Consider the following 21,120-nt stretch of genomic DNA (forward strand, 5'->3'; position numbering starts at 1 on the left):
GGCAAGAGCGCGAAAGTCGCGCTCATTGCCTGCATGCGGATACTGCTTATCAGACTGAATGCCATGCTGCGTGACGGCACCGAATGGAGGTGACGAATGGCATGTTGAAGACAGTTGCTCCCACATTCGAGCGCATTCCCATGCTGGAAATCGGTCGAATGTGGGAGCGGCTTGCCCGCGATAGCGGTCTGCCAAACAACCGAGATCCTATGGCAAAAAAATGGTCGACCCAGTGGTCCGCCGCCCCGACAACTCCACCTGCGCCTTCGCCGCATCCGCCAACGAAAAGCGCTGGTTGATATCAATGTGCACCTTGCCGCTTGCGATCATGCCAAACAGGTCATCGGCCATGGCCTGCAGGTTCTGCGGATTGTTGGCGTAGGTCGCCAGCGTCGGCCGGGTCACGTACAGCGAGCCTTTCGCTGCCAGAATCCCCAGGTTCACCCCGTCCACCGCGCCCGACGCATTGCCGAAACTCACCAGCAGGCCACGGGGCGCGACGCTGTCCAGCGAGGCGAGCCAGGTGTCCTTGCCGACGCCGTCGTACACCACTGGGCATTTCTTGCCGTCGGTCAGTTCCATCACCCGCTGTGGGACATTTTCCCTGCTGTAGTCGATGGTTTCCCAGGCGCCAAGGGATTTGGCCAGGGCGGCTTTTTCCGGCGAGCTGACCGTGCCGATCAGCTTCACACCCAGGGCCTTGGCCCACTGACAGGCCAGGGAACCGACGCCACCGGCAGCGGCGTGGAATAGGATGGTTTCACCGCCTTGCAACTCATAGGTCTGGCGCAGCAGGTACTGCACGGTCAGGCCCTTGAGCATGGCGCCAGCGGCTTGTTCAAAGCTGATTGCGTCCGGCAGATGCACCAGGTTGGCCGCCGGCAACACGTGCAACTCGCTGTAGGCCCCCAGAGGGCCGCTGCCGTAGGCCACGCGGTCGCCGACCTTGAATTGAGTGACTTCGCTGCCCACCGCATCGACCACGCCAGCCCCTTCCGCGCCCAGGCCCGAGGGCAGGGCCGGTGGTGCGTACAAGCCACTGCGAAAATACGTGTCGATAAAATTCAAGCCAATGGCCTTGTTCCGTACCCGAACCTGCTGTGGGCCGGGCTGCGCTGGTGTGTAGTCCACATACTCAAGTACTTCGGGGCCGCCATGGGCGCTGAACTGGATACGTTTGGCCATCTGCACTGTCCTCAAGTCTGTTTCGCGAAAGGCTCCTATCGGACTCCTATGCTTGATCTTCGTCAACTGTGGCAGCGCCCGGTGCGGTGGTATCCTGTGCGCCCCTTTGCCGCCGACGCCCAATGGCCTCGCGTAGCTTTGCCCGATTCAAGGTGATGCCATGACTACCCGCACCGAGGCTGTAAAAGCCTACCTGCTCGACCTGCAAGACCGCATTTGCAGCGCCCTGGAAACCTTCGAGGCGGACACGCGCTTTATCGAAGACGCCTGGACCCGCCCAGCCGGTGGCGGTGGCCGCACGCGGGTGATCGAGAACGGGAGCGTGATCGAAAAAGGCGGCGTCAACTTTTCCCACGTCTTCGGCAGCGGCCTGCCACCGTCCGCCAGTGCCCACCGCCCGGAACTCGCCGGTCGTGGTTTTGAAGCCCTCGGTGTGTCGTTGGTGATCCACCCGCATAACCCCCATGTGCCGACGTCCCACGCCAATGTGCGATTTTTCATCGCCGAGAAAGAAGGCGAAGAGCCGGTGTGGTGGTTTGGTGGCGGCTTTGACCTGACGCCCTACTACGCCAACGAAGAAGATTGCATCCACTGGCACCGCGTGGCCGAGCAGGCCTGCGCGCCGTTTGGCGCGGACGTCTACTCACGCTACAAGGCCTGGTGCGACAGCTACTTCCACATCAAGCATCGCAACGAGCCCCGGGGTATTGGCGGTCTGTTCTTCGATGATTTGAACGAGTGGGACTTCGACACCTGCTTTGCCTTTATCCGCGCTATTGGCGACGCCTACATCGACGCCTACCTGCCGATCGTGCAACGTCGCCAGGCCATGGCCTATACCGAGCAGCAGCGGCAGTTCCAGGAGTTCCGTCGTGGGCGCTACGTGGAATTCAACCTGGTCTACGACCGTGGCACGCTGTTCGGCCTGCAATCGGGCGGGCGTACCGAGTCGATCCTGATGTCGCTGCCCCCGCAAGTGCGCTGGAGCTATGACTGGAAGGCCGCCGCCGGCAGCGAAGAAGCGCGCCTGACCGACTATTTCCTGCAAGACCGTGACTGGCTCGGCCTTGCTGCGCCCCAGGCGGCCAGTTGATGGATCGTTATGTGGTGTTCGGCAACCCCATCGGCCACAGCAAGTCGCCGCTGATTCATCGCCTGTTTGCCGAGCAGACGGGCGAGGCGCTGGACTACAGCACTCTGCTGGCGCCACTTGAGGATTTCACCGGCTGCGCCCGGGAGTTTTTCCTGCATGGGCGCGGTGCCAATGTCACCGTGCCGTTCAAGGAAGAGGCCTATCGCCTGGCCAACGCCCTGACCGAGCGCGCGCAACGCGCAGGCGCGGTGAACACCCTGAGCAAGCTGGCCGATGGCAGCCTGCTGGGCGATAACACCGACGGCGCCGGCCTGGTGCGCGACTTGACTGTCAACGCCGGCTTGCGCCTGGCGGGCAAGCGCATCCTGCTGCTGGGTGCCGGCGGCGCGGTGCGCGGCGCACTGGAGCCACTGCTGGCGCAACAACCTGCCTCGTTGATCATCGCCAACCGCACCGTGGAAAAGGCCGAGCGGCTGGCCGAACTGTTCGATGACCTGGGGCCGGTCTCCGCCAGCGGTTTCGATTGGCTGAGTGAGCCGGTGGACCTGATCATCAACGCCACCTCCGCCAGCCTGTCAGGCGATGTACCGCCGATTGCCGGCAGCCTGGTCGAGCCGGGCAAGACCTTTTGCTACGACATGATGTACGCCAAGGAACCGACCGCCTTCTGCCGCTGGGCCACTGAACACGGCGCGGCACTGGCAATGGATGGCTTGGGCATGCTGGTGGAGCAGGCGGCGGAAGCCTTCTACCTGTGGCGCGGGGTACGGCCGGATTCGGCGCCGGTGCTGGCCGAGCTGCGTAAACAACTGGCGGCTAACTAATTCTAATGTGGGAGCTGGCTTGCCTGCGATAGCGCTGGGTCAGCGCCGGATGTGCCAACTGATACACCGCTCTCGCAGGCAAGCCAGCGCCTACAATTTTTGAGCGTGTTCAGTCTTCAAAAAGGATCGGGCACTTGTCGGCCCCTTCCAGTTTTTTCAATTCTTCGACCACCTGCGGTCGCGCCCGGCGTAACGTCAGGCTGCGTCCCAACCCCTGCAACCGCCGCGCTTCCTGATGCAGCATCTCCACCCCGGAATAGTCGATAAAGTTGATCTGCTGCGCCTCGATCACCACTCGCTGGCCTTGCAGGCGTTGCAAGCGCACCTGCAGGTAGTGGCTGGCGCCAAAGAAGATCGACCCGCCGACCCGCAACACATCGTCTTCCCCATCGCGCCATTGCTGCACCCGTGGCTGCGAGGTGCGCTTGAGGTAGAAAAACAGCGACGCCAGCACCCCGGCATAGATCGCCGTCTGCAGCTCCAGCAGCAAGGTAGCCAGGCAGGTCAGGCCCATTACCACAAATTCTGCACGGCTGACCCGCCACAGCGCGCGGATGCCGCGATGATCCACCAGGCCCCAGCAGATCAGCAGGATGCTGGCGGCCATGCTCGGGATCGGGATGTGCGCAATCAACCCCGCGCCGAACAGCGCAAATAGCGCGACCCACAGCGCAGAAAACACCCCCGCCAGCGGCGAACAGGCACCGGCCTCGTAACTCAGGCCCGAGCGGGTGAAGGAACCGGCCGACAGGTAGCCGGAGAAAAATCCGCCGACGATGTTGGATAAACCCTGGGCGCGCACTTCCTGGTTGGCATCAAGCAGTTGTTGCGAGCGTGCCGACAGCGAGCGGGCAATCGACAGGCTGGTGACCAGCCCCAACATGCCCACCGCCACGGCGCTGGGCAGCAGGCGCAGGATCATGTCCAGGTCCAGCGGCAACGGGCTGAACGGCGGCAGTTGGCCGATAAACGAGCTGACCCGCGCCACTTGCCCGAATATCGCCGGCCATGCCCATGCCATCAGGCTGCCCACGGTCAGGGCAATCAACAGGCTCGGCCAGCGCGGCACCCAGTATTTGAGCAGCGCGCCCACCAGCAAAGTGCCGAGCCCGAGGGCCAGTGACGGGCGATCCCACTCGCCGCCGTGGTCGATCAGCGCCAGCAGGCTGTTGATGGCGGTGGCCTGGCTGGGCAGGTCGAGCCCCAGCAGGTTGGGCAACTGGCCCAGGGCGATGACCACCGCTGCGCCGAGGGTGAAGCCGAGGACCACGGAATGGGAGACGAAATTGACCAGCGCGCCAAAGCGCAGCAGGCCCAACAGCCATTGGAAGACGCCGGCGAGCAAGGTCAGCAACAGGATCAGGGTGATGTAGTCCTGGGAGCCCGGCACTGCCAGCGGGCTGATGCTGGTGTAGAGCACGATGGAAATCGCCGCCGTCGGGCCGCAGATCAAATGCCAGGACGAACCCCACAGGCAGGCAATCAGCACCGGGATGATCGCCGCATACAGGCCGTATTCGGGAGGCAGGCCGGCGATCAGGGCGTAGGCGATGGATTGTGGCAACGCCAGCACCGCGCCGCTGAGGCCCACCAGTGCATCCCGGCCGACACTGGCGCGGGTCTGGCGTGGCAGCCAGCGCAGGAATGGGAAGAGTGTATGGGGCCGGGGCATTGGGCAGCTCAGGTCGAAAGGTTTGAGTCAGGGTATCAGCACAAACACAAGCCAGGTCCCACAGGGTGGCACTATTAAAGCCTGGCCTTGACCGCCGCCAACGCCTCCTGGCCATCCAGGGTTTTGACCTCCTCCAGCCACTGCTCCAGCACCGCTGGGTTGGCCCTGATCCATGCCTTCGCCGCGTCGGCATGGCTGACCTTGTTGTTCACCATCTCGGCCATGATGCTGTTCTCCATGTCCTGGGTAAATTTAAGGTTGGTCAGCAGCCTGGCCACATTCGGGCAGGCCTGTGCATAACCCTTGCGGGTCAGGGTGTACACGCTGCCGGTGTCGCCGAAGTATTTTTCGCCGCCCTTGAGGTAACGCATCTTCAACTGCACGTTCATCGGGTGCGGTGTCCAGCCGAGGAAGGTGACGAAACGCTCGCGCTTCACCGCCCTGGACACTTCGGCGAGCATCGCCTGTTCGCTGGACTCGATAAGCTTCCACTGGCCGAGGTTAAAGTCGTTCTTCTTGATGATCTCGTGCAGCGAAAGGTTGGCCGGCGCGCCGGAGCCGATGCCGTAGATTTTCTTGTCGAACTTGTCGGCAAATTTATCCAGGTCGGCAAAGTCACGCACACCGGCCTCCCACACATAGTCCGGCACCGCGAGGGTGAACTGCGTGCCTTCGAGGTTCCTGGCCAGTTGCACCACGTCGCCATTGGCCACGAACTTGTCATAGAAACCCTGCTGCGCGGGCATCCAGTTGCCCATAAACACATCCACCTGGCCGTCCTTGAGCCCGCCAAAGGTGATCGGCACCGCCAGGGTATCGACCTTGGCCTTGTAACCCATGCCGCTCAGTAGAAAACCGGTAATGGCGTTGGTGGCGGCAATGTCGCTCCAGCCGGGGTCGGCCATCTTTACCGTCTCGCAACGGGCGTCGGCATACACCTGGGTCGCACTCAACAACAGCACGGCACTCACGACTGTGGATAACGTTTGCATGGCCTTCCCCTTACTGGATTTATTGGTTTTGGCAGGGTTGTGGATAACGTGCCTTGCGCTCCAGATCGTCGAGGTCGATATGGTTGCGCATGTACTGCTGGCTGGCGTCTACCAGCGGCTGGTGATCCCAGCTCTTGAGTTTGCCCAGCGCCAGCGCCGCACCTACCAGGCGCCGGCGGCGCTGGCTGGCGAGCACTTGCTGGTGGATCGCGGGCATGTCCCATTTGCCCTGCGCCTCGGCCAGGAACGCGTCGAACAGCGTGCGGTGGGCCGGCGACTGGCTGAGTTCTTGCTGTTCACGGGGGTCGTTATGCACATCGAACAGCAGGCAGGGATCATCCTCGCTGTAGATGAATTTGTAGGCGCCCCGGCGAATCATCATCAGCGGGCCAATGGTGCCTTCGGCCATGTACTCGCCGAACACTTCGTCATGCCCGCCCTGCCCCAGCAAGTGAGGGACCAGTGAGCGGCCATCAAGGGGCAATCGGCGGTCCGGTTCGCCGCCGGCCAACTCCACCAGGGTCGGTAACAGGTCCGCGGTGGACACCGCCGCACTCACCCGCCCAGCCTGGAATTGCCCCGGCGCGCTGACCAGCAGCGGCACCCGCGCGGCCATTTCAAACCAGTGCATTTTGTACCAGAGCCCACGCTCGCCGAGCATGTCGCCGTGGTCGCCGGAGAACACGATGATGGTGTCCTCGGCCAGGCCGGTGTCCTGCAGGGTTTGCAGGAGTTTGCCGACATTGCTGTCGATGTAGCTGCACGCCCCGAAGTAGGCGCGCCGTGCATCGCGGATCTTATCCACAGGCAGTGGCTTGTCCCACAGGTCGTAGACCTTGAGCAGGCGCTGGGAATGGGGGTCCAGGTCGGCCTGGGGCGGGGTTGTAGGCATTGGGATGTCATTATCGTCGTACAGATCCCAGAACGGCTTGGGAATGGTGTACGGGTCGTGGGGGTGGGTCATGGAGACCGTGAGGCAGAACGGCTGGTCACCGTCCTCGCGAATATGGTCGAACAGGTACTGCTGGGCCTTGAACACCACCTCTTCGTCGAAATCCAGCTGGTTGGTGCGCACACACGGGCCGGCTTGCAGCACCGACGACATATTGTGATACCAGGTGGGGCGCACGTCGGGCTCGTCCCAGTTCACCGCCCAGCCATAGTCGGCGGGGTAGATATCGCTGGTGAGGCGCTCTTCATAGCCGTGCAACTGGTCCGGCCCGCAGAAATGCATTTTGCCCGACAGCGCCGTGCGGTAGCCGAGGCGGCGCAGGTAGTGGGCGTAGGTCGGTATATCGGCGGGGAAATCCGCCGCGTTGTCGTAGGCGCCGATCTTGCTCGGCAACTGGCCACTAACCAGGGTGAAACGCGACGGCGCACACAGCGGGCTGTTGCAGTACGCGGCGTCGAACACCACGCCTTGGGCGGCCAGGCGGCTGAGGTTGGGCAGTTTGATCGGCGAAGGACCGTAGAACGGAAGCAACGGTGCGGCCATTTGATCGGCCATGATGAAAAGAATGTTCTTGCGCTTCATGGTCTCTCGGCATTCCATAGTCAATATTTATGCGATTGAGCATGGGGGCCATGGAATACGTGGTAAAGCCCATAGAGAGCAATGTCTAGGATAAGTACTGCTTATGTATAAAGCCCTGGGTAACCTGTCGCTGGACCTGTTGCGCGCCTTTGAAGCCGCCGCCCGTCATCGCAGCTTCACGGCGGCGGCGATGGAGCTGGGCACCACCCAGCCGGCCGTCAGCCAGCAGATCAAGCGCCTGGAAGAGCAGCTGGCCGTACGCCTGTTCGATCGCATCTACCGCGGCATCGAATTGACTGACGCCGGTAGGTTGTTGTTCGAGCACGTCCAGGCCGGGTTGCAGAGCATGGAGGCTGGCCTGGGGCTGATCACGCAACAGGACCAGCACGAAGTGTTGCAAGTGGCGACCGACTTCGCGTTCGCCGCCTACTGGCTGATGCCGCGCCTGCATCGCTTTCATGAAGCCAACCCGCAGGTGGATGTGAGCCTGGTCACCAGTGAGCGTAACCACGCGACCCTGCGCAGTGACATCGATGTGGCCGTGCTGTTTGGCGATGGGCGTTTTCGCCAGGGCCACAGCCAGTGGTTGTTCAACGAGGAAGTGTTCCCGGTGTGCAGCCCGCAACTGCTCAAGGGCCGTACCACGCCACTGTCGCTGCAGAGCCTGCAGGCGTTGCCGTTGCTGCACCTGCGCCAGGAAAGCCACAGCCAGTGGTTCGATTGGAACGGGCTGTTTCGCGAACTGGGGATCACCGCCGCGCCGACCCCGGGGCCGCTGCGGTTTGACAACTACACCCTGCTGATCCAGGCGGCGATTGCCGGCCAGGGCGTGGCCATTGGCTGGCGTCACCTGGTGGATAACCTGCTGGAGCAGCAGTGGCTGTGCCGGCCGATTGACGGCACGGTGATCTCGCGCTTTGGCTATTACGTGGTACTGCCCCAGCGCAAACGGCGTGGGCCGTTGATCGAGCGGTTTGTCGAGTGGCTGATGGCCGAGCAGGCCGGCAGTGTGCAGTCCCTGGCCGGGCTGGCCCTGCCGTCGATTGCGGTCTAGGATCGGCCGATCAACGAGCCCGGAGCCTGTCATGCCATGTATCAAGGGCTATCACGCCCATATCTACTTCGACGCCAGCACGATCGAGCAGGCGCGCAAGCTCTGTGAGGACGCGGCGGCCATCTTCCCGCTGCACAGGGGGCGCATGCATGAGCGGCCGGTGGGGCCCCACCCGGACTGGAGCTGCCAATTGGCGTTCGACCCCCAGTACATTGGTGTGGCACTGCCGTGGCTGGCGCTCAATCGCAATGGCTTGGTGGTGTTCTTGCATCCCGAGACCGGTGATGACCTGAAGGACCACACCGACTACGCGATCTGGATGGGGGCCATGCGTCCGTTGGATCTGTCGATTTTTTAACCGGTTACAGTCAGCTGAATCCTTACGTTTGCGTGCGATAAAAAGCACGATTGCGTAGGGATTTTCTTTTTATTGTTCCAATATATGGGATTGATATTTATATATTGAGATGTTTCAAACCTTGGGTTTATATTCGGCCATCTGCTTTTTCAGCACCCACATTCCAGGTGAAGCGATGCCGGCGCAATTGATCGCGCTCGATTGGGGAACCAGTTCCCTTCGTGCTTATAAACTCGGCCCCGGTGGCCAGGTCCTCGAACAGCGCTCGCTGGCGTCGGGGATCATGCATTTGCCCAGCGAACCGCGGTTGATTGCCGGCGTTCACTGCAGCGATGGTTTTGAACTGGCGTTTGATAGCGCCTGTGGCGACTGGCTGGAGGCCCAGCCCCATCTGCCGGTGATCGCCTGCGGCATGGTCGGCAGCGCCCAGGGTTGGGGCCAGGCGCCTTACCGCAATACGCCGGTCGATGTCGCAGGCCTGGGCCAGGCGCTGCACAAGGTACGCAGCCTGCGCGGTGTCGAGGTGCATATCGTGCCCGGGGTGATCGAGCAGGTCGGCTTGCCCAATGTGATGCGCGGCGAAGAAACCCAGGTGCTCGGCGTACTGCAAAGCCTGCCTGCCGGCGGTGAATTATTGATCGGCCTGCCTGGCAGCCATTCCAAATGGGTCGAGGTGGTCGATGGCTGCATCACCCACTTCGACACCTTCATGACCGGCGAACTGTTTGCAGTGCTGAGCAAGCACAGCCTGCTCGGGCGTACGCAAAAGAGCGCCGGGCAGTTCCAGGCAGAGGCCTTTGACCGGGGCGTGCAAGTGGCACGTTCAGGGGATGGCCGGCGCGGTGTGCTGTCGACGCTGTTCAGTGCGCGCACCCTGGGACTGACCGCCGAGTTGACTGCCGAGCAGCAGCCGGACTACCTGTCCGGCCTGCTGATCGGCCATGAACTGGCCGGCTTGCCCGACCGTGCACGCACCACGCCGATCATCCTGGTGGGTGCCGCTGCCCTCTGTGCCCGCTACCAACGCGCCCTCGCCCGGTGTGGTTTCAGCCACGTCAGCCTTGCGCAAGCAGCGAGCGAACGTGGCCTGTGGCAACTGGCGCTGGCCGCCGGGCTCACTCAACCTGCCATCGAGGCCTGACATGCTCAAGCAAGCACTCACACAAAACGGTTTGATCGCCATCCTGCGCGGCCTGCGCCCGGACGAGGCCGCCGCTGTCGGCCAGGTGTTGTACCAGGCCGGGTTCCGGGTGATCGAAGTGCCGCTCAACTCGCCCGATCCCTACACCAGCATCCGCACCCTGCGTGAGACGTTGCCGGCTGATTGCCTGATCGGTGCCGGCACGGTGTTGACCGCGGCGCAGGTGCAACAGGTGAAGGCGGCCGGTGGCCAGGTCATCGTCATGCCCCACAGCGATGCCAAGGTGCTGCGCGCCGCCAAAGCCGCAGGCCTGTACCTGTCGCCCGGGGTCGCGACGCCCACCGAAGCCTTCGCCGCCCTGGCCGAAGGCGCTGATGTGCTGAAGCTGTTCCCGGCCGAGCAAATGGGCCCGGCGGTGGTCAAGGCCTGGCTGGCGGTGTTGCCGGCCGGCACGGTGTTGCTGCCGGTGGGCGGGATTACCCCGGACAACATGCAGGTGTTCGTCGACGCGGGGGTCAAGGGCTTTGGCCTGGGCTCCGGGCTGTTCAAGCCCGGTATGAGTGTCGAGCAGGTGGCGGGCCGTGCCCAGGCGTATGTCGCTGCCTGGAACGCCTTGAACTGAGTGTGCCTGGCGCCCCGGCGCTGCATCCGACAAGAGAGACAAGCAGATGAAAATCACCAAACTGACCACCTTTATCGTGCCGCCGCGCTGGTGCTTCCTCAAAGTGGAAACCGACGCCGGCGTAACCGGTTGGGGCGAGCCCGTGGTTGAAGGCCGCGCCCATACCGTGGCGGCGGCGGTCGAAGAACTGTCCGACTACTTGATCGGCAAAGACCCACGCAATATCGAAGATATCTGGACCGTGCTCTATCGCGGCGGCTTCTACCGGGGCGGCGCGATCCATATGAGCGCCCTGGCCGGTATCGACCAGGCGTTGTGGGACATCAAGGGCAAGGCCCTCGGCGTGTCGGTCAGCGACCTGCTGGGCGGCCAGGTGCGGGACAAGATCCGCGTGTATTCGTGGATCGGCGGCGACCGCCCGGCCGACACCGCCCGTGCGGCCAAGGAAGCTGTGGCCCGTGGCTTTACGGCGGTGAAGATGAACGGCACCGAGGAGCTGCAATTTCTCGACACCTTTGACAAGGTCGACCAGGCCCTGGCCAATGTCGCCGCCGTGCGCGATGCGGTCGGCCCGAATGTCGGTATCGGCGTGGACTTCCATGGCCGGGTGCACAAGCCCATGGCCAAGGTGCTGATGAAAGAGCTGGACCCGTACAAGCTGATGTTTATCGAAGAGCCGGTGCTGAGCGAAAACTACGAAGCGCTCAAGGAACTGGCGCCCCTGACCAGCACCCCGATTGCCCTGGGCGAGCGGCTGTTTTCGCGCTGGGATTTCAAGCGCGTGCTCAGTGAAGGCTATGTCGACATCATCCAGCCGGATGCGTCCCACGCCGGCGGCATCACCGAAACCCGCAAGATCGCCAACATGGCCGAAGCCTACGACGTGGCCCTGGCCCTGCACTGCCCGCTGGGGCCGATCGCCCTGGCGGCGTGCCTGCAACTGGACGCGGTTTGCTACAACGCGTTTATCCAGGAGCAAAGCCTGGGCATTCACTACAACGAGAGCAACGACCTGCTCGATTACGTGCGCGACCCGGGTGTTTTCGACTACGACCAGGGCTTTGTGAAGATCCCCAACGGGCCGGGCCTGGGGATTGAGATCAACGAGCAATACGTGATCGAGCGCGCGGCCATTGGTCACCGCTGGCGCAACCCGATCTGGCGGCATGCCGATGGCAGTTTTGCCGAGTGGTGATTTTCATCTGATGGAGCGCGGTCAGTGTGGGAGCTGGCTTGCCTGCGATAGCGATAGTGAATGTTCCACCGCCATCGCAGGCAAGCCAGCTCCCACCGTTAGCCCGGTTTCCACAGTCAGATAGCCGTTAACCGACCTCAATAAACATAATAAGAGGCTCCCCCTCATGCATCCTGAAACCCTCACCGGGCAGGCGTCCCTTGTCACGCCCAGCCGCAAGCGTTACTTCATCATGGTCCTGCTGTTTATCACGGTGGTGATCAACTACCTGGACCGCAGCAACCTGTCGATTGCCGCGCCGGCCCTGACCAGTGACCTGGGGATCGACCCGGTGCACGTCGGGCTGATTTTCTCGGCGTTCGGCTGGACCTACGCCGCCATGCAAATCCCCGGCGGCTGGCTGGTGGACCGGGTGCCGCCGCGCATTCTGTACACCGCGGCCCTGCTGCTGTGGTCGATTGCCACGGTAATGCTGGGGTTTGCCGCAAGCTTTATTGCCCTGTTCGTGTTGCGCATGGCCGTAGGCGCCCTGGAAGCGCCGGCCTATCCGATCAACAGCCGGGTGGTCACCAGTTGGTTTCCCGAGCGTGAGCGCGCCACGGCCATTGGCTTCTACACGTCCGGGCAGTTCGTCGGGCTGGCGTTCCTGACCCCGGTGCTGGCCTGGTTGCAGCACCATTATGGCTGGCACATGGTGTTTATCAGCACCGGTGCGGTGGGCATTCTCTGGGCGGTGGTCTGGTACGCGGTGTACCGCGAGCCACGGGATTTCAAAGGGGTCAACAGCGCAGAAATCGAGCTGATCCGCGCCGGCGGCGGGCTGGTAGACCTGGAGGCGCAAACCGCCAAGCGCAAGGCCCCCTTCAGTTGGGTCGACCTGGGCATCGTCTTGAGCAAACGCAAGCTGTGGGGCATCTACCTGGGCCAGTTCTGCCTGAACTCGACCCTGTGGTTTTTCCTGACATGGTTCCCGACCTACCTGGTGAAATATCGCGGCATGGACTTCATCAAGTCCGGCCTGCTCGCCTCGCTGCCGTTCCTCGCCGCCTTTGTCGGGGTGTTGTGTTCCGGGCTGTTTTCCGATTGGCTGATCCGCCGTGGCGCCTCGGTAGGCTTTGCCCGTAAGTTGCCGATCATCAGCGGCCTGCTGATCTCCACGGCGATCATCGGCGCCAACTTCGTCGACTCGACGCCGTGGGTGATTGCGTTCCTGGCCGTGGCGTTTTTCGGCAACGGCCTGGCCTCGATCACCTGGTCGCTGGTGTCGACCCTGGCCCCGGCCCGGCTGTTGGGGCTGACCGGCGGGGTGTTCAATTTCATCGGCAATTTGGCGGCGATCACCACGCCGATCGTCATCGGCTTTCTGGCCACCGGCGATTCGTTTGCGCCGGCGATCACCTATATTGCCGTTCTGGCGTTGCTCGGTGCGCTGTCCTACATATTGCTGGTGGGCAAGGTCGAGCGCATCGAACTCAAGGAGTGACGAGCGACCCGGGGTCGCCCGTTCTACCCCGGCTACGGCGTGGTCGGCACCGACATCTCGTTACGGAAGATATTCAACGGGTCCCAGCGCTTTTTGGTACGGCGCAGGCGGCTTTCGATAATGGTGTTCGGGAAAAAGATCCGGTACCACTGGGTATTTTTCCCATTGGCCGGGTTCCCGCCCAGGTAGGTCATGTCCAGGTCCGGGTAGTTGATGTAGCACCCCTCGAACTGATCATTGAGCGGCACGCCCTGGCTGTCAGCGAAGGCCTGGAAATACAGGCCTTGAATCCAGTCGGCATGGGCCTGGTCGGCCTCGGCACTGGCATCGCGCCAGTAGCATTGCGGCTGCCACTTGAGATACGACGAGCGCTGGGCCACCGAGCTTTGTGCCCGTGTGGGTCCATCGGGCTGATTGATACACCCGCCAAACGACTGGATCTGGATCAGGCTTTGGGTCAGGTATTTATCCGGGTCTGGCCGGGTGAGGGTTGCCCAGATGGCCGACAGCACCTGGGGGGTGAACACGCCCTTTTGATAGGCCGACTTGTAACGACCCCGCTGGTTATCGCCGGAACCGTTGACCGATTGACTGAACGGTAGCCAATCCATGCGCCTGGCGGCCTGGTGCGCGCTGGACAGTGAGTCGATCGTGCGCCCGGCCTGGCTGCCGCGCGGCAGGTGGACCACATAAAACGGCGGGATCGACTCGGTGGCGCGCACGGCGACGGCGGCGAGCATCGTGGCGACAAAATCCTCGAAAGGCGCCAGGTCATCGAGCAAGCCATCCTTGTCCACGTAATGAATACCCAGGGTCACGTTGCCGGTGTTCTGATGGCGCATTTCCAGTTTTGTCGCCAGGCCCCAGGTGTTGGTATTCGCCTGATTGTTCGCAAACCAGGCCTGGTAGGTCTCAAGCAGACGCTCCAGGGCCGGTTGCGTGAGGTCGGCCCAATCCCATTCCAGCACCAGCCAATACACCTCCTTTGGCGCTTGTGGCAGTGCCTTGAAGTAATAGCTGGTAATGATGCCGAACTGCCCACCCCCGCCGCCACAGCAGGCGGCGAACAGGTCCAGTTCATCGGCGTCGCTGCTTTCACGGGACACATGGGTGGCCAGCAGCCCCGTGCCCTGGGGGTTGGGCACCAGGATATCGACGCCGGACAACCAGTCGCAGGTCAGGCCGTACTTGCGTGACAGCAAGCCATAGCCGCCACCGCAGATATGCCCCCCGGCGCCCACGGAATAACAGGAGCCACCGGGCAGGGTCTTGCTGGCGGCCGTGTACAGCGCCACATAGGTGTCCCAGTTCTGGCAGCCGGCCGCCACGCGGAATTGGTAGCCATAGGGCGCCTCGGGCACCAGCACCGAGCGCAGTTGCCCGTCGGCTTGATACGCCAGGGTCTTGAGTCGGCCTATATCGAGGATCGACAGGGTTTCGTTGGGGTGGCCGGGCATTCGGTTGGAGACAAAACCTTCATAGCAATGGCCGCCGCTGCGTACCGTAATGCGCCCATCGGCGAGCGCCAGGGCCTGGGCGGCGGCGTCGATAATGTCTTGTTCGCTGTAGCAGATATAGATCCGGCTGGCGCCATTGGGCGACGACTCACCCTGCACATTGCCCAACGGCCAACGCAGGTTGAAACCCTTTTGCAGCGTGGAATGACGGCGGTCCGAGGAGGTGACGAGATCAAATGCCATGTTGTGCTCCAAAGAGACAGAATGACTTCTGATGCGGCTAACTTAACGACCGGGAAGGCAAGAACTGCAGAGTGCCGAGGCGGTTAGACGGCAATAGGCATGAAGTACGGTGAGTGAAGGCAGGTAGCCTGCCCGCTTCAGCCTAGTCCAAAAATGCAGGTGCCGGCTTGCCTGCGATGGTGTCAGATAAAAAGCCGCAGGGTGTCAGGCATCCTGCGTCATCGTTAACGACCATCGCGAGCAAGCCCGCCCACCGTTACTTACGGGCGTTACGTACACCTTCCGACAGCGCGGCACACAGGCTCAACACCCCATCGATCGCTTGCTGGTCGTGGCTGGCATTGGCGATATGGTCGATCAGCGCCGACCCCACCACCACACCGTCCGCCAGGCGGGCGATGGCGGCGGCCTGTTCCGGGGTGCGGATGCCGAAGCCGATGCTGATTGGCAGGTCGGTATGCCGGCGCAGGCGGCCGACGGCTTCTTCCACGTGTTCCAGGGTGGCGGCACCGGCACCGGTCACACCGGCCACCGACACGTAGTACACAAACCCGGAGCTGCCGTTGAGCACCGTGGGCAGGCGCACATCGTCGGTGGTGGGCGTGGTCAGGCGGATAAAATCGATGCCGGCGGCCTGGGCCGGGTCGCACAGTTCGCTGTTATGTTCCGGCGGCATATCGACCACGATCAGGCCATCGACGCCGGCCTCTTTGGCATCACTGATAAAGCGCGGCACGCCGTACATATGGATCGGGTTGAAGTAGCCCATCAACACCAGTGGCGTGTCGCTATTGCCCTGGCGGAACTCGCGCACCATCTGCAGGGTTTTCGCCAGGTTCTGCTTGGCGCCCAACGCGCGGATATTGGCCAGTTGGATCGCCGGGCCGTCGGCCATCGGATCGGTGAAGGGCATGCCCAACTCGATCACATCGGCACCGGCTGCCGGCAAGCCCTTGAGGATCGCCAGGGAGGTGTCATACCCCGGGTCGCCGGCGGTAATGAAGGTCACCAGGGCGGCGCGGTTTTGTTCCTTGAGTTGCGCAAAGCGGGTTTGCAGGCGGCTCATTTAGTGTTTCTCCTGCTGAGACTGTTCCATATGGTGCATCACGGTCTGCATGTCCTTGTCGCCACGGCCCGACAGGTTGACCACCATCAGGTGATCCTTGGGCAGGCTCGGTGCGCGCTTGAACACTTCGGCCAGGGCGTGGGCGCTTTCCAGTGCAGGAATAATCCCTTCCAGGCGGCAGCATTTGTGAAAGGCGTCGAGGGCTTCGTCGTCAGTTACCGAGGTGTATTGGACGCGGCCGATATCGTGCAACCACGCATGCTCAGGACCGATGCCGGGGTAGTCGAGGCCCGCGGAAATCGAGTGGGCGTCGATGATCTGGCCGTCGTCGTCCTGTAACAGGAAGGTGCGGTTACCGTGCAGCACGCCTGGTACGCCGCCATTGAGGCTGGCCGCGTGCTTGCCGGTCTCGATGCCGTAGCCTGCGGCTTCGACGCCAATGATCTCGACACTGGTGTCATCGAGAAACGGGTGGAACAGGCCCATGGCGTTGGAGCCACCGCCGATGCACGCCACCAGGCTGTCCGGCAGGCGGCCTTCCTGGGCTTGCAACTGGGTGCGGGTTTCCTTGCCGATCACGGCCTGGAAGTCGCGGACCATTGCCGGGTACGGGTGCGGGCCAGCCACGGTGCCGATCAGGTAGAAGGTGCTGTCGACGTTGGTCACCCAGTCGCGCAGGGCTTCGTTCATCGCGTCCTTGAGGGTGCCGGTGCCGGCCACCACCGGGATCACTTCCGCGCCCAAAAGCTTCATGCGGAACACGTTGGCCTGCTGGCGCTCGATATCGGTGGTGCCCATGTAGATCACACATTGCAGGCCAAACCGCGCGGCGACGGTGGCGGTGGCCACGCCGTGCATGCCGGCGCCGGTCTCGGCGATGATGCGTTTCTTGCCCATGCGCCGCGCCAGCAGGATCTGGCCGATGCAGTTGTTGATTTTGTGTGCGCCGGTGTGGTTCAGCTCTTCGCGCTTGAGGTAGATCTTGGCGCCGCCGCAGAACTCGGTCAGGCGTTCGGCGAAATACAGCGGGCTTGGGCGTCCGACGTAATCGCGCTGGAAGTAGGCCAGTTCTTCGTTGAAGGCCGGATCGATCTTGGCCGCTTCGTATTCGCGGGCCAGGTCGAGGATCAACGGCATCAGGGTTTCCGCCACGTAGCGGCCACCGAATGCGCCAAACAGGCCGTTGGCGTCAGGGCCGTTGCGTAAATCGGTCTGGGACTGGGTCATGGTGCGCTCCAGGAAGAAGAGAGGGGAGAGGCAATGACGGCCACTCTACCCCCTGACGCGGTACGGTGAAAACCGATAAGATCGCCGCAACCTGTCAGGAAAACTCACAGATGAGCCGAGACCTTCCCCCGCTTAACGCCTTGCGCGCATTTGAAGCCACCGCCCGCCTCAACAGCGTCAGCCAGGCTGCCGAACAATTGCACGTGACCCACGGTGCCGTCAGCCGACAACTGAAAGTGTTGGAAGAACACCTTGGCGTGAGTCTTTTCGTCAAGGATGGGCGCGGCATTAAACTCACAAATGCCGGCGTGCGGCTGCGCGATGCCAGCGTCGAGGCGTTCGAGCGCCTGCGGGATGTGTGCGGGGCGTTGACCCAGAGCAGCGCCGACGCGCCCTTTGTGCTTGGCTGTTCCGGAAGTTTGCTGGCGCGCTGGTTTATTCCACGGCTGGGGCGCCTGAATGCCGACTTGCCGGATTTGCGCCTGCATCTGTCGGCGGGCGAAGGCGACCTTGACCCCAGGCGGCCGGGCCTGGATGCACTACTGGTGTTTGCCGAACCGCCATGGCCTGCGGATATGCAGGTGTACGAACTGGCTGGCGAGCGGATCGGCCCGGTGATGAGCCCGCACTTTGCCCACTACCAGGCCCTGCGCGAGGCGCCCGCCCAGGCCCTGCTGGGCGAAGCCCTGTTGCACACCACCTCGCGTCCGCAAGCCTGGCCCAACTGGGCGCAGCACCATGGCATCGAGGCCGGCGCGTTGCAGTACGGCCAGGGTTTTGAGCATTTGTATTATTTGCTGGAGGCGGCCGTGGCTGGCCTGGGGGTGGCGATCGCCCCGCAACCGCTGGTGGCGGAGGACGTGCGCGCCGGTCGCCTGGTGGCGCCGTGGGGCTTTAGCCAAACCCCGGCGCACCTGGCGTTGTGGTTACCCAAGCGCGCCGCAGATGGGCGCGCCCGGCAGCTGGCGCAGTGGCTCAAGGCTGAGCTGGCGCGCCAGCCGGCTTAGTCACCGCGCTTGCACAGCAGGTAGGCCGCCAGCAGGCCCAGGGCGCCAACGGCAACGCCGGCGGTGGTCCAAGGGTGCTCCTGGGCATAGTCACGGGTGGCCGCCCCGGTTTCGCGGATTTTCACTTTGCCTTCTTCGTAGGCGTCGCTGATCAGGTGGCGGGAGTGCTTGAGGGCATTCTCGGCATTGCTTTTGAGGGCCTTGAGGGTTTTGCGCGACTCGTCAGACGCATCGTCCTTGAGGCTCTCAAGGGATTTGAGCAGGCTCGAAATCTCGGCTTCCATGCTTTCCAATGACGCTTTGCGTAAAGAGGTGTTGGCCATGTGGGCTCTCCTGGAGTGATTGAGTGGCATTGTTGGTTCCGACTGCGGGGGGTGCAGAAAGTGCAGTAAATCTGAACTTTCAAGTGAGAAGGGGCGCCAGAAGCAGTACGAAGAATCACTGCTAGGCTTTATTCAACGACCCAGGAGAACGCTCATGTCTGATCATCACACCTACAAGAAAGTCGAACTGGTGGGTTCGTCCCCAACCAGCATCGAGGACGCCATCAACAATGCCCTGGCCGAGGCCAGCAAGAGCATCAAGCATCTGGAGTGGTTCGAGGTGACCGAAACCCGTGGCCACATCAAGGACGGCAAGGCCGCGCACTTCCAGGTAACGCTCAAGGTGGGCTTTCGTATTGCCAATAGTTGATAGGCTTGGTTGAACTTTGCACGCTGGCTGATTGCCATAACCTGCGCGACACCCTTTGGGCGCCGATGCCCTCTGCGTCGGCGCGCACTTTTTGATCAGCGCAAGGAAAGTAACGGATGAAAAAGTTTCTGTTAGCGGTAGGTTTGTTGAGCCTGGCGGGTACGGCCCTGGCGGCGGGCAAGCCGTGTGACGAGCTGAAAAGCGAAATCGACGCCAAGATCCAGGCCAATGGCGCTTCCGGGTACACCCTGGAAATTGTCGATAAAGGCAGCGCAACCAATGGCGACGTCGTCGGCAGTTGCGAAGGTAGTACCAAGGAAATCGTCTACAACCGCGGGTGATCCCGTGCGGCAGACGTAAAAACCGACGCCAGGGCGTCGGTTTTTTTATTTGTGTGGGTCAGCCCTTCATCACCTGGGCCAGCAGCTCGTAGGAATGAATCCGATCAGCATGCTCGTACAGGTCGCAGGTAAAGATCAGCTCATCGGCACCGGTCTGCTCGATCAACACCTCCAGTTTGGCGCGAATCTTCGCCGGGCTCCCCACCATCGCCAGGCCCAGGAAATTGCCGACCGCTTCTTTTTCATGGGGCTGCCACAAGCCGTCCATGCTGTCGACCGGCGGGCGCTGTACCAGGCTCTGCCCGCGCATCAGCGCGAGGATTCGTTGGTAGACCGAGGTGGCCAGGTAATCGGCCTGCTCATCGGTATCCGCGGCCACCAGCGGCACGCCGAGCATCACGTAGGGCTTGTCGAGCACGGCTGAAGGCTTGAAGTGATTGCGATAGACGCGAATCGCCTCATGCATCATGCGCGGTGCGAAATGAGAGGCGAAGGCGTAGGGCAACCCGCGTTCACCGGCCAATTGGGCGCTGAACAGGCTGGAGCCCAGCAGCCACACCGGGACGTTGGTGTCGGTGCCCGGGACGGCGATCACCCGTTGCTCGGGCGTGCGTGGGCCCAGGTAGGCCATCAACTCGGCCACATCCTCGGGGAAGTCGTCGGCACTGCCGGAGCGCTCGCGGCGCAGGGCGCGGGCGGTCATCTGGTCGGAGCCGGGCGCACGGCCCAGGCCCAGGTCGATCCGGCCGGGGTACAGGCTTTCCAGGGTGCCGAACTGCTCGGCGATCACCAGTGGCGCGTGGTTGGGCAGCATCACACCGCCGGATCCGACGCGGATGCTCGAGGTGCCACCGGCCAGGTAGCCCAGCAGCACCGAGGTTGCGGAGCTGGCGATGCCATCCATATTGTGGTGCTCGGCCACCCAGAAACGGGTGTAGCCGAATTTTTCCACATGCTGGGCCAGGTCCAGGGAATTACGCAGCGACTGCGCGGGGCTGCCATTGGCGCGCACCGGCACCAGGTCGAGGGTCGAGAACTTCACATCGGACAGTGGTTTCATAAGCCTGCTTCTCCATAGGGGCGCAGGCTTGTGACGAACCAATACCTGCCGCTGCATGTGCATGTCCTATGCAATGAGGGCATATACCCGAGATTCAATAGCCGCTGTGAAATTTCCTACTTGGTTGCTTGGTTTTTCCAGTGGGGATGAACTTTGCCAGAGCTTCTATCCTCAGAACCTTACTGATGCACCACCACTGCTTGGGAGATTGCCATGAGTATCGTGAAAAAAGCCTCCGCCCACTGGGAAGGCGACCTGAAAACCGGCCTGGGTTCTATCTCGACCGAAACCGGCGTGCTGCGCGAAGCCCCCTACGGCTTCAAGGCACGTTTTGAAGGTGGCAAGGGCACCAACCCTGAAGAACTGATCGGCGCGGCCCATGCCGGCTGTTTCTCCATGGCCTTTTCGATGATCCTGGGCGAGGCCGGGCTCAAGGCCGACAGCATCGACACCCAGGCCGAAGTGACCCTGGATCAGGTGGACGGTGGTTTTGCGATCACCGCAGTCCACCTGATCCTCAAGGCCAAGATCCCCGGCGCGAGCCAGGCGCAGTTCGATGAGCTGAGCAAAAAGGCCAAGGAAGGATGCCCGGTATCCAAGGTCCTGAATGCCACCATCACGCTGGACGGTACGCTGCTGTCTGTTTGATTCCGGGTGAGGTGATGAGGGGGGACTCTCATCACCCTCTTCTTATATGCCCTGCTGTTTAGACTGAAAATGGTTGCGAGATTTGAATTGCTCAATTGTCTTGGAACCGTATTGCCGGTGACGCCACGTATATTATCAAGTCAACTATAACTGCGTACTTTGCGTAAGCATTAACGAATGCGCCAGGTTGGTAGTGATGAGATTAAAGTGAGTCAGAGGCATTAT

The 21,120-nt window shown here is 62.3% G+C and carries 21 protein-coding genes; 12 read left to right on the forward strand and 9 right to left on the reverse strand.

The genetic code is table 11. The annotated features are described in order from the left end of the window. Window positions 1-207 precede the first annotated feature (207 nt). Entirely contained in the window at window positions 208-1,185 is a 978-nt protein-coding gene (locus tag BLL38_RS15350) for an NADPH:quinone reductase (protein ID WP_076963321.1), read from the reverse strand. A 160-nt stretch (window positions 1,186-1,345) separates the two neighbouring features. On the opposite strand from BLL38_RS15350, the gene hemF reads away from it, so the two are divergent. Both hemF and aroE read left to right on the forward strand, forming a co-directional pair. Further along, complete coding sequence (gene hemF, locus BLL38_RS15355; protein ID WP_076963322.1) at window positions 1,346-2,278, forward strand: oxygen-dependent coproporphyrinogen oxidase; 933 nt, start codon at window positions 1,346-1,348, stop codon at window positions 2,276-2,278. After that, window positions 2,278-3,102: a shikimate dehydrogenase gene (gene aroE, locus BLL38_RS15360; RefSeq protein ID WP_076963323.1), complete on the forward strand. Its 825-nt coding sequence runs from the start codon at window positions 2,278-2,280 to the stop codon at window positions 3,100-3,102. The genes hemF and aroE overlap by 1 nt, the downstream gene beginning before the upstream one ends. Before the next feature lie 109 nt (window positions 3,103-3,211). Here aroE and BLL38_RS15365 read toward each other — a convergent pair whose 3' ends face one another. The 3 genes from BLL38_RS15365 to betC all read right to left on the reverse strand — a co-directional run bounded on the left by BLL38_RS15365 (window position 3,212) and on the right by betC (window position 7,300). Then, window positions 3,212-4,774 (reverse strand): SulP family inorganic anion transporter, encoded by a 1,563-nt coding sequence (locus BLL38_RS15365; RefSeq protein WP_076963324.1) that lies wholly within the window; start codon window positions 4,772-4,774, stop codon window positions 3,212-3,214. A 74-nt stretch (window positions 4,775-4,848) separates the two neighbouring features. After that, complete coding sequence (gene choX, locus BLL38_RS15370) at window positions 4,849-5,766, reverse strand: choline ABC transporter substrate-binding protein (RefSeq protein ID WP_076963325.1); 918 nt, start codon at window positions 5,764-5,766, stop codon at window positions 4,849-4,851. Window positions 5,767-5,785: 19 nt separating this feature from the next. Further along, the gene (gene betC, locus BLL38_RS15375) at window positions 5,786-7,300 is read right to left on the reverse strand and encodes a choline-sulfatase (RefSeq protein WP_076963326.1); all 1,515 of its coding nucleotides are present in this window, start codon (window positions 7,298-7,300) and stop codon (window positions 5,786-5,788) included. A 103-nt stretch (window positions 7,301-7,403) separates the two neighbouring features. Here betC and BLL38_RS15380 point away from each other — a divergent pair, with 103 nt between their 5' ends. The 6 genes from BLL38_RS15380 to BLL38_RS15405 all read left to right on the forward strand — a co-directional run bounded on the left by BLL38_RS15380 (window position 7,404) and on the right by BLL38_RS15405 (window position 13,153). Further along, entirely contained in the window at window positions 7,404-8,354 is a 951-nt protein-coding gene (locus tag BLL38_RS15380; protein WP_076963327.1) for a choline sulfate utilization transcriptional regulator, read from the forward strand. A gap of 31 nt (window positions 8,355-8,385) precedes the next feature. Beyond that, on the forward strand, window positions 8,386-8,712 hold the full coding sequence (locus BLL38_RS15385) for a DOPA 4,5-dioxygenase family protein (protein ID WP_076963328.1): 327 nt from the start codon (window positions 8,386-8,388) through the stop codon (window positions 8,710-8,712). Window positions 8,713-8,887: 175 nt separating this feature from the next. Further along, window positions 8,888-9,853 carry a 2-dehydro-3-deoxygalactonokinase gene (locus BLL38_RS15390; protein WP_076963403.1) on the forward strand — a complete coding sequence of 322 codons (966 nt, stop codon included), beginning with the start codon at window positions 8,888-8,890 and terminating at the stop codon, window positions 9,851-9,853. Between the two features lies 1 nt (window position 9,854). Next, window positions 9,855-10,475 (forward strand): 2-dehydro-3-deoxy-6-phosphogalactonate aldolase, encoded by a 621-nt coding sequence (locus BLL38_RS15395; protein WP_076963329.1) that lies wholly within the window; start codon window positions 9,855-9,857, stop codon window positions 10,473-10,475. A gap of 46 nt (window positions 10,476-10,521) precedes the next feature. Then, a complete protein-coding gene (gene dgoD / locus BLL38_RS15400; protein WP_076963330.1) occupies window positions 10,522-11,670 on the forward strand; it encodes a galactonate dehydratase in 1,149 nt (382 codons plus the stop codon). Between the two features lie 166 nt (window positions 11,671-11,836). Further along, a complete protein-coding gene (locus tag BLL38_RS15405; protein ID WP_076963331.1) occupies window positions 11,837-13,153 on the forward strand; it encodes an MFS transporter in 1,317 nt (438 codons plus the stop codon). A 32-nt stretch (window positions 13,154-13,185) separates the two neighbouring features. On the opposite strand, the gene BLL38_RS15410 is transcribed toward BLL38_RS15405, so the two are convergent. From BLL38_RS15410 to trpB, 3 genes are all read right to left on the reverse strand, one after another. Beyond that, a complete protein-coding gene (locus BLL38_RS15410; RefSeq protein WP_076963332.1) occupies window positions 13,186-14,853 on the reverse strand; it encodes a BBE domain-containing protein in 1,668 nt (555 codons plus the stop codon). 256 nt (window positions 14,854-15,109) lie between these two features. Next, a complete protein-coding gene (gene trpA, locus BLL38_RS15415) occupies window positions 15,110-15,919 on the reverse strand; it encodes a tryptophan synthase subunit alpha (RefSeq protein ID WP_076963333.1) in 810 nt (269 codons plus the stop codon). Next, the gene (gene trpB, locus BLL38_RS15420) at window positions 15,920-17,146 is read right to left on the reverse strand and encodes a tryptophan synthase subunit beta (RefSeq protein WP_076963334.1); all 1,227 of its coding nucleotides are present in this window, start codon (window positions 17,144-17,146) and stop codon (window positions 15,920-15,922) included. It lies immediately after the preceding gene. A gap of 110 nt (window positions 17,147-17,256) precedes the next feature. Here trpB and BLL38_RS15425 point away from each other — a divergent pair, with 110 nt between their 5' ends. Next, the gene (locus BLL38_RS15425) at window positions 17,257-18,153 is read left to right on the forward strand and encodes a LysR family transcriptional regulator (RefSeq protein ID WP_076963335.1); all 897 of its coding nucleotides are present in this window, start codon (window positions 17,257-17,259) and stop codon (window positions 18,151-18,153) included. Here BLL38_RS15425 and BLL38_RS15430 read toward each other — a convergent pair. Continuing rightward, window positions 18,150-18,476 (reverse strand): ElaB/YgaM/YqjD family protein, encoded by a 327-nt coding sequence (locus BLL38_RS15430; protein ID WP_076963336.1) that lies wholly within the window; start codon window positions 18,474-18,476, stop codon window positions 18,150-18,152. The genes BLL38_RS15425 and BLL38_RS15430 overlap by 4 nt on opposite strands. Before the next feature lie 154 nt (window positions 18,477-18,630). Here BLL38_RS15430 and BLL38_RS15435 point away from each other — a divergent pair, with 154 nt between their 5' ends. After that, complete coding sequence (locus BLL38_RS15435; RefSeq protein ID WP_032857113.1) at window positions 18,631-18,846, forward strand: dodecin; 216 nt, start codon at window positions 18,631-18,633, stop codon at window positions 18,844-18,846. Between the two features lie 116 nt (window positions 18,847-18,962). Next, entirely contained in the window at window positions 18,963-19,187 is a 225-nt protein-coding gene (locus BLL38_RS15440; RefSeq protein ID WP_076963337.1) for a DUF1161 domain-containing protein, read from the forward strand. Between the two features lie 58 nt (window positions 19,188-19,245). Here the strand turns inward: BLL38_RS15440 and BLL38_RS15445 are convergent, their stop codons facing one another. Then, window positions 19,246-20,247, reverse strand: coding sequence for an LLM class flavin-dependent oxidoreductase (locus tag BLL38_RS15445; RefSeq protein ID WP_076963338.1), 1,002 nt, complete (start codon window positions 20,245-20,247; stop codon window positions 19,246-19,248). Between the two features lie 213 nt (window positions 20,248-20,460). Between BLL38_RS15445 and BLL38_RS15450 the strand changes: the two genes are divergently transcribed. Next, a complete protein-coding gene (locus tag BLL38_RS15450; RefSeq protein ID WP_076963339.1) occupies window positions 20,461-20,895 on the forward strand; it encodes an OsmC family protein in 435 nt (144 codons plus the stop codon). Window positions 20,896-21,120 lie beyond the last annotated feature (225 nt).

Source organism: Pseudomonas gessardii (assembly GCF_001983165.1).
GTDB classification, from domain to species: Bacteria; Pseudomonadota; Gammaproteobacteria; order Pseudomonadales; family Pseudomonadaceae; genus Aquipseudomonas; species Aquipseudomonas gessardii.

What these genes read in the sequence shown, in the direction of transcription:
- BLL38_RS15450 (WP_076963339.1), top strand. Translation starts at nt 20,461, where the DNA reads ATGAGTATCGTGAAAAAAGCCTCCGCCCACTGGGAAGGCGACCTGAAA.
- trpA (WP_076963333.1), bottom strand. Translation starts at nt 15,919, where the DNA reads ATGAGCCGCCTGCAAACCCGCTTTGCGCAACTCAAGGAACAAAACCGC.
- hemF (WP_076963322.1), top strand. Translation starts at nt 1,346, where the DNA reads ATGACTACCCGCACCGAGGCTGTAAAAGCCTACCTGCTCGACCTGCAA.
- BLL38_RS15365 (WP_076963324.1), bottom strand. Translation starts at nt 4,774, where the DNA reads ATGCCCCGGCCCCATACACTCTTCCCATTCCTGCGCTGGCTGCCACGC.
- BLL38_RS15430 (WP_076963336.1), bottom strand. Translation starts at nt 18,476, where the DNA reads ATGGCCAACACCTCTTTACGCAAAGCGTCATTGGAAAGCATGGAAGCC.
- BLL38_RS15390 (WP_076963403.1), top strand. Translation starts at nt 8,888, where the DNA reads ATGCCGGCGCAATTGATCGCGCTCGATTGGGGAACCAGTTCCCTTCGT.
- choX (WP_076963325.1), bottom strand. Translation starts at nt 5,766, where the DNA reads ATGCAAACGTTATCCACAGTCGTGAGTGCCGTGCTGTTGTTGAGTGCG.
- BLL38_RS15445 (WP_076963338.1), bottom strand. Translation starts at nt 20,247, where the DNA reads ATGAAACCACTGTCCGATGTGAAGTTCTCGACCCTCGACCTGGTGCCG.
- BLL38_RS15425 (WP_076963335.1), top strand. Translation starts at nt 17,257, where the DNA reads ATGAGCCGAGACCTTCCCCCGCTTAACGCCTTGCGCGCATTTGAAGCC.
- BLL38_RS15440 (WP_076963337.1), top strand. Translation starts at nt 18,963, where the DNA reads ATGAAAAAGTTTCTGTTAGCGGTAGGTTTGTTGAGCCTGGCGGGTACG.
- BLL38_RS15410 (WP_076963332.1), bottom strand. Translation starts at nt 14,853, where the DNA reads ATGGCATTTGATCTCGTCACCTCCTCGGACCGCCGTCATTCCACGCTG.
- dgoD (WP_076963330.1), top strand. Translation starts at nt 10,522, where the DNA reads ATGAAAATCACCAAACTGACCACCTTTATCGTGCCGCCGCGCTGGTGC.
- BLL38_RS15395 (WP_076963329.1), top strand. Translation starts at nt 9,855, where the DNA reads ATGCTCAAGCAAGCACTCACACAAAACGGTTTGATCGCCATCCTGCGC.
- BLL38_RS15405 (WP_076963331.1), top strand. Translation starts at nt 11,837, where the DNA reads ATGCATCCTGAAACCCTCACCGGGCAGGCGTCCCTTGTCACGCCCAGC.
- betC (WP_076963326.1), bottom strand. Translation starts at nt 7,300, where the DNA reads ATGAAGCGCAAGAACATTCTTTTCATCATGGCCGATCAAATGGCCGCA.
- BLL38_RS15350 (WP_076963321.1), bottom strand. Translation starts at nt 1,185, where the DNA reads ATGGCCAAACGTATCCAGTTCAGCGCCCATGGCGGCCCCGAAGTACTT.
- BLL38_RS15380 (WP_076963327.1), top strand. Translation starts at nt 7,404, where the DNA reads ATGTATAAAGCCCTGGGTAACCTGTCGCTGGACCTGTTGCGCGCCTTT.
- aroE (WP_076963323.1), top strand. Translation starts at nt 2,278, where the DNA reads ATGGATCGTTATGTGGTGTTCGGCAACCCCATCGGCCACAGCAAGTCG.
- BLL38_RS15435 (WP_032857113.1), top strand. Translation starts at nt 18,631, where the DNA reads ATGTCTGATCATCACACCTACAAGAAAGTCGAACTGGTGGGTTCGTCC.
- trpB (WP_076963334.1), bottom strand. Translation starts at nt 17,146, where the DNA reads ATGACCCAGTCCCAGACCGATTTACGCAACGGCCCTGACGCCAACGGC.
- BLL38_RS15385 (WP_076963328.1), top strand. Translation starts at nt 8,386, where the DNA reads ATGCCATGTATCAAGGGCTATCACGCCCATATCTACTTCGACGCCAGC.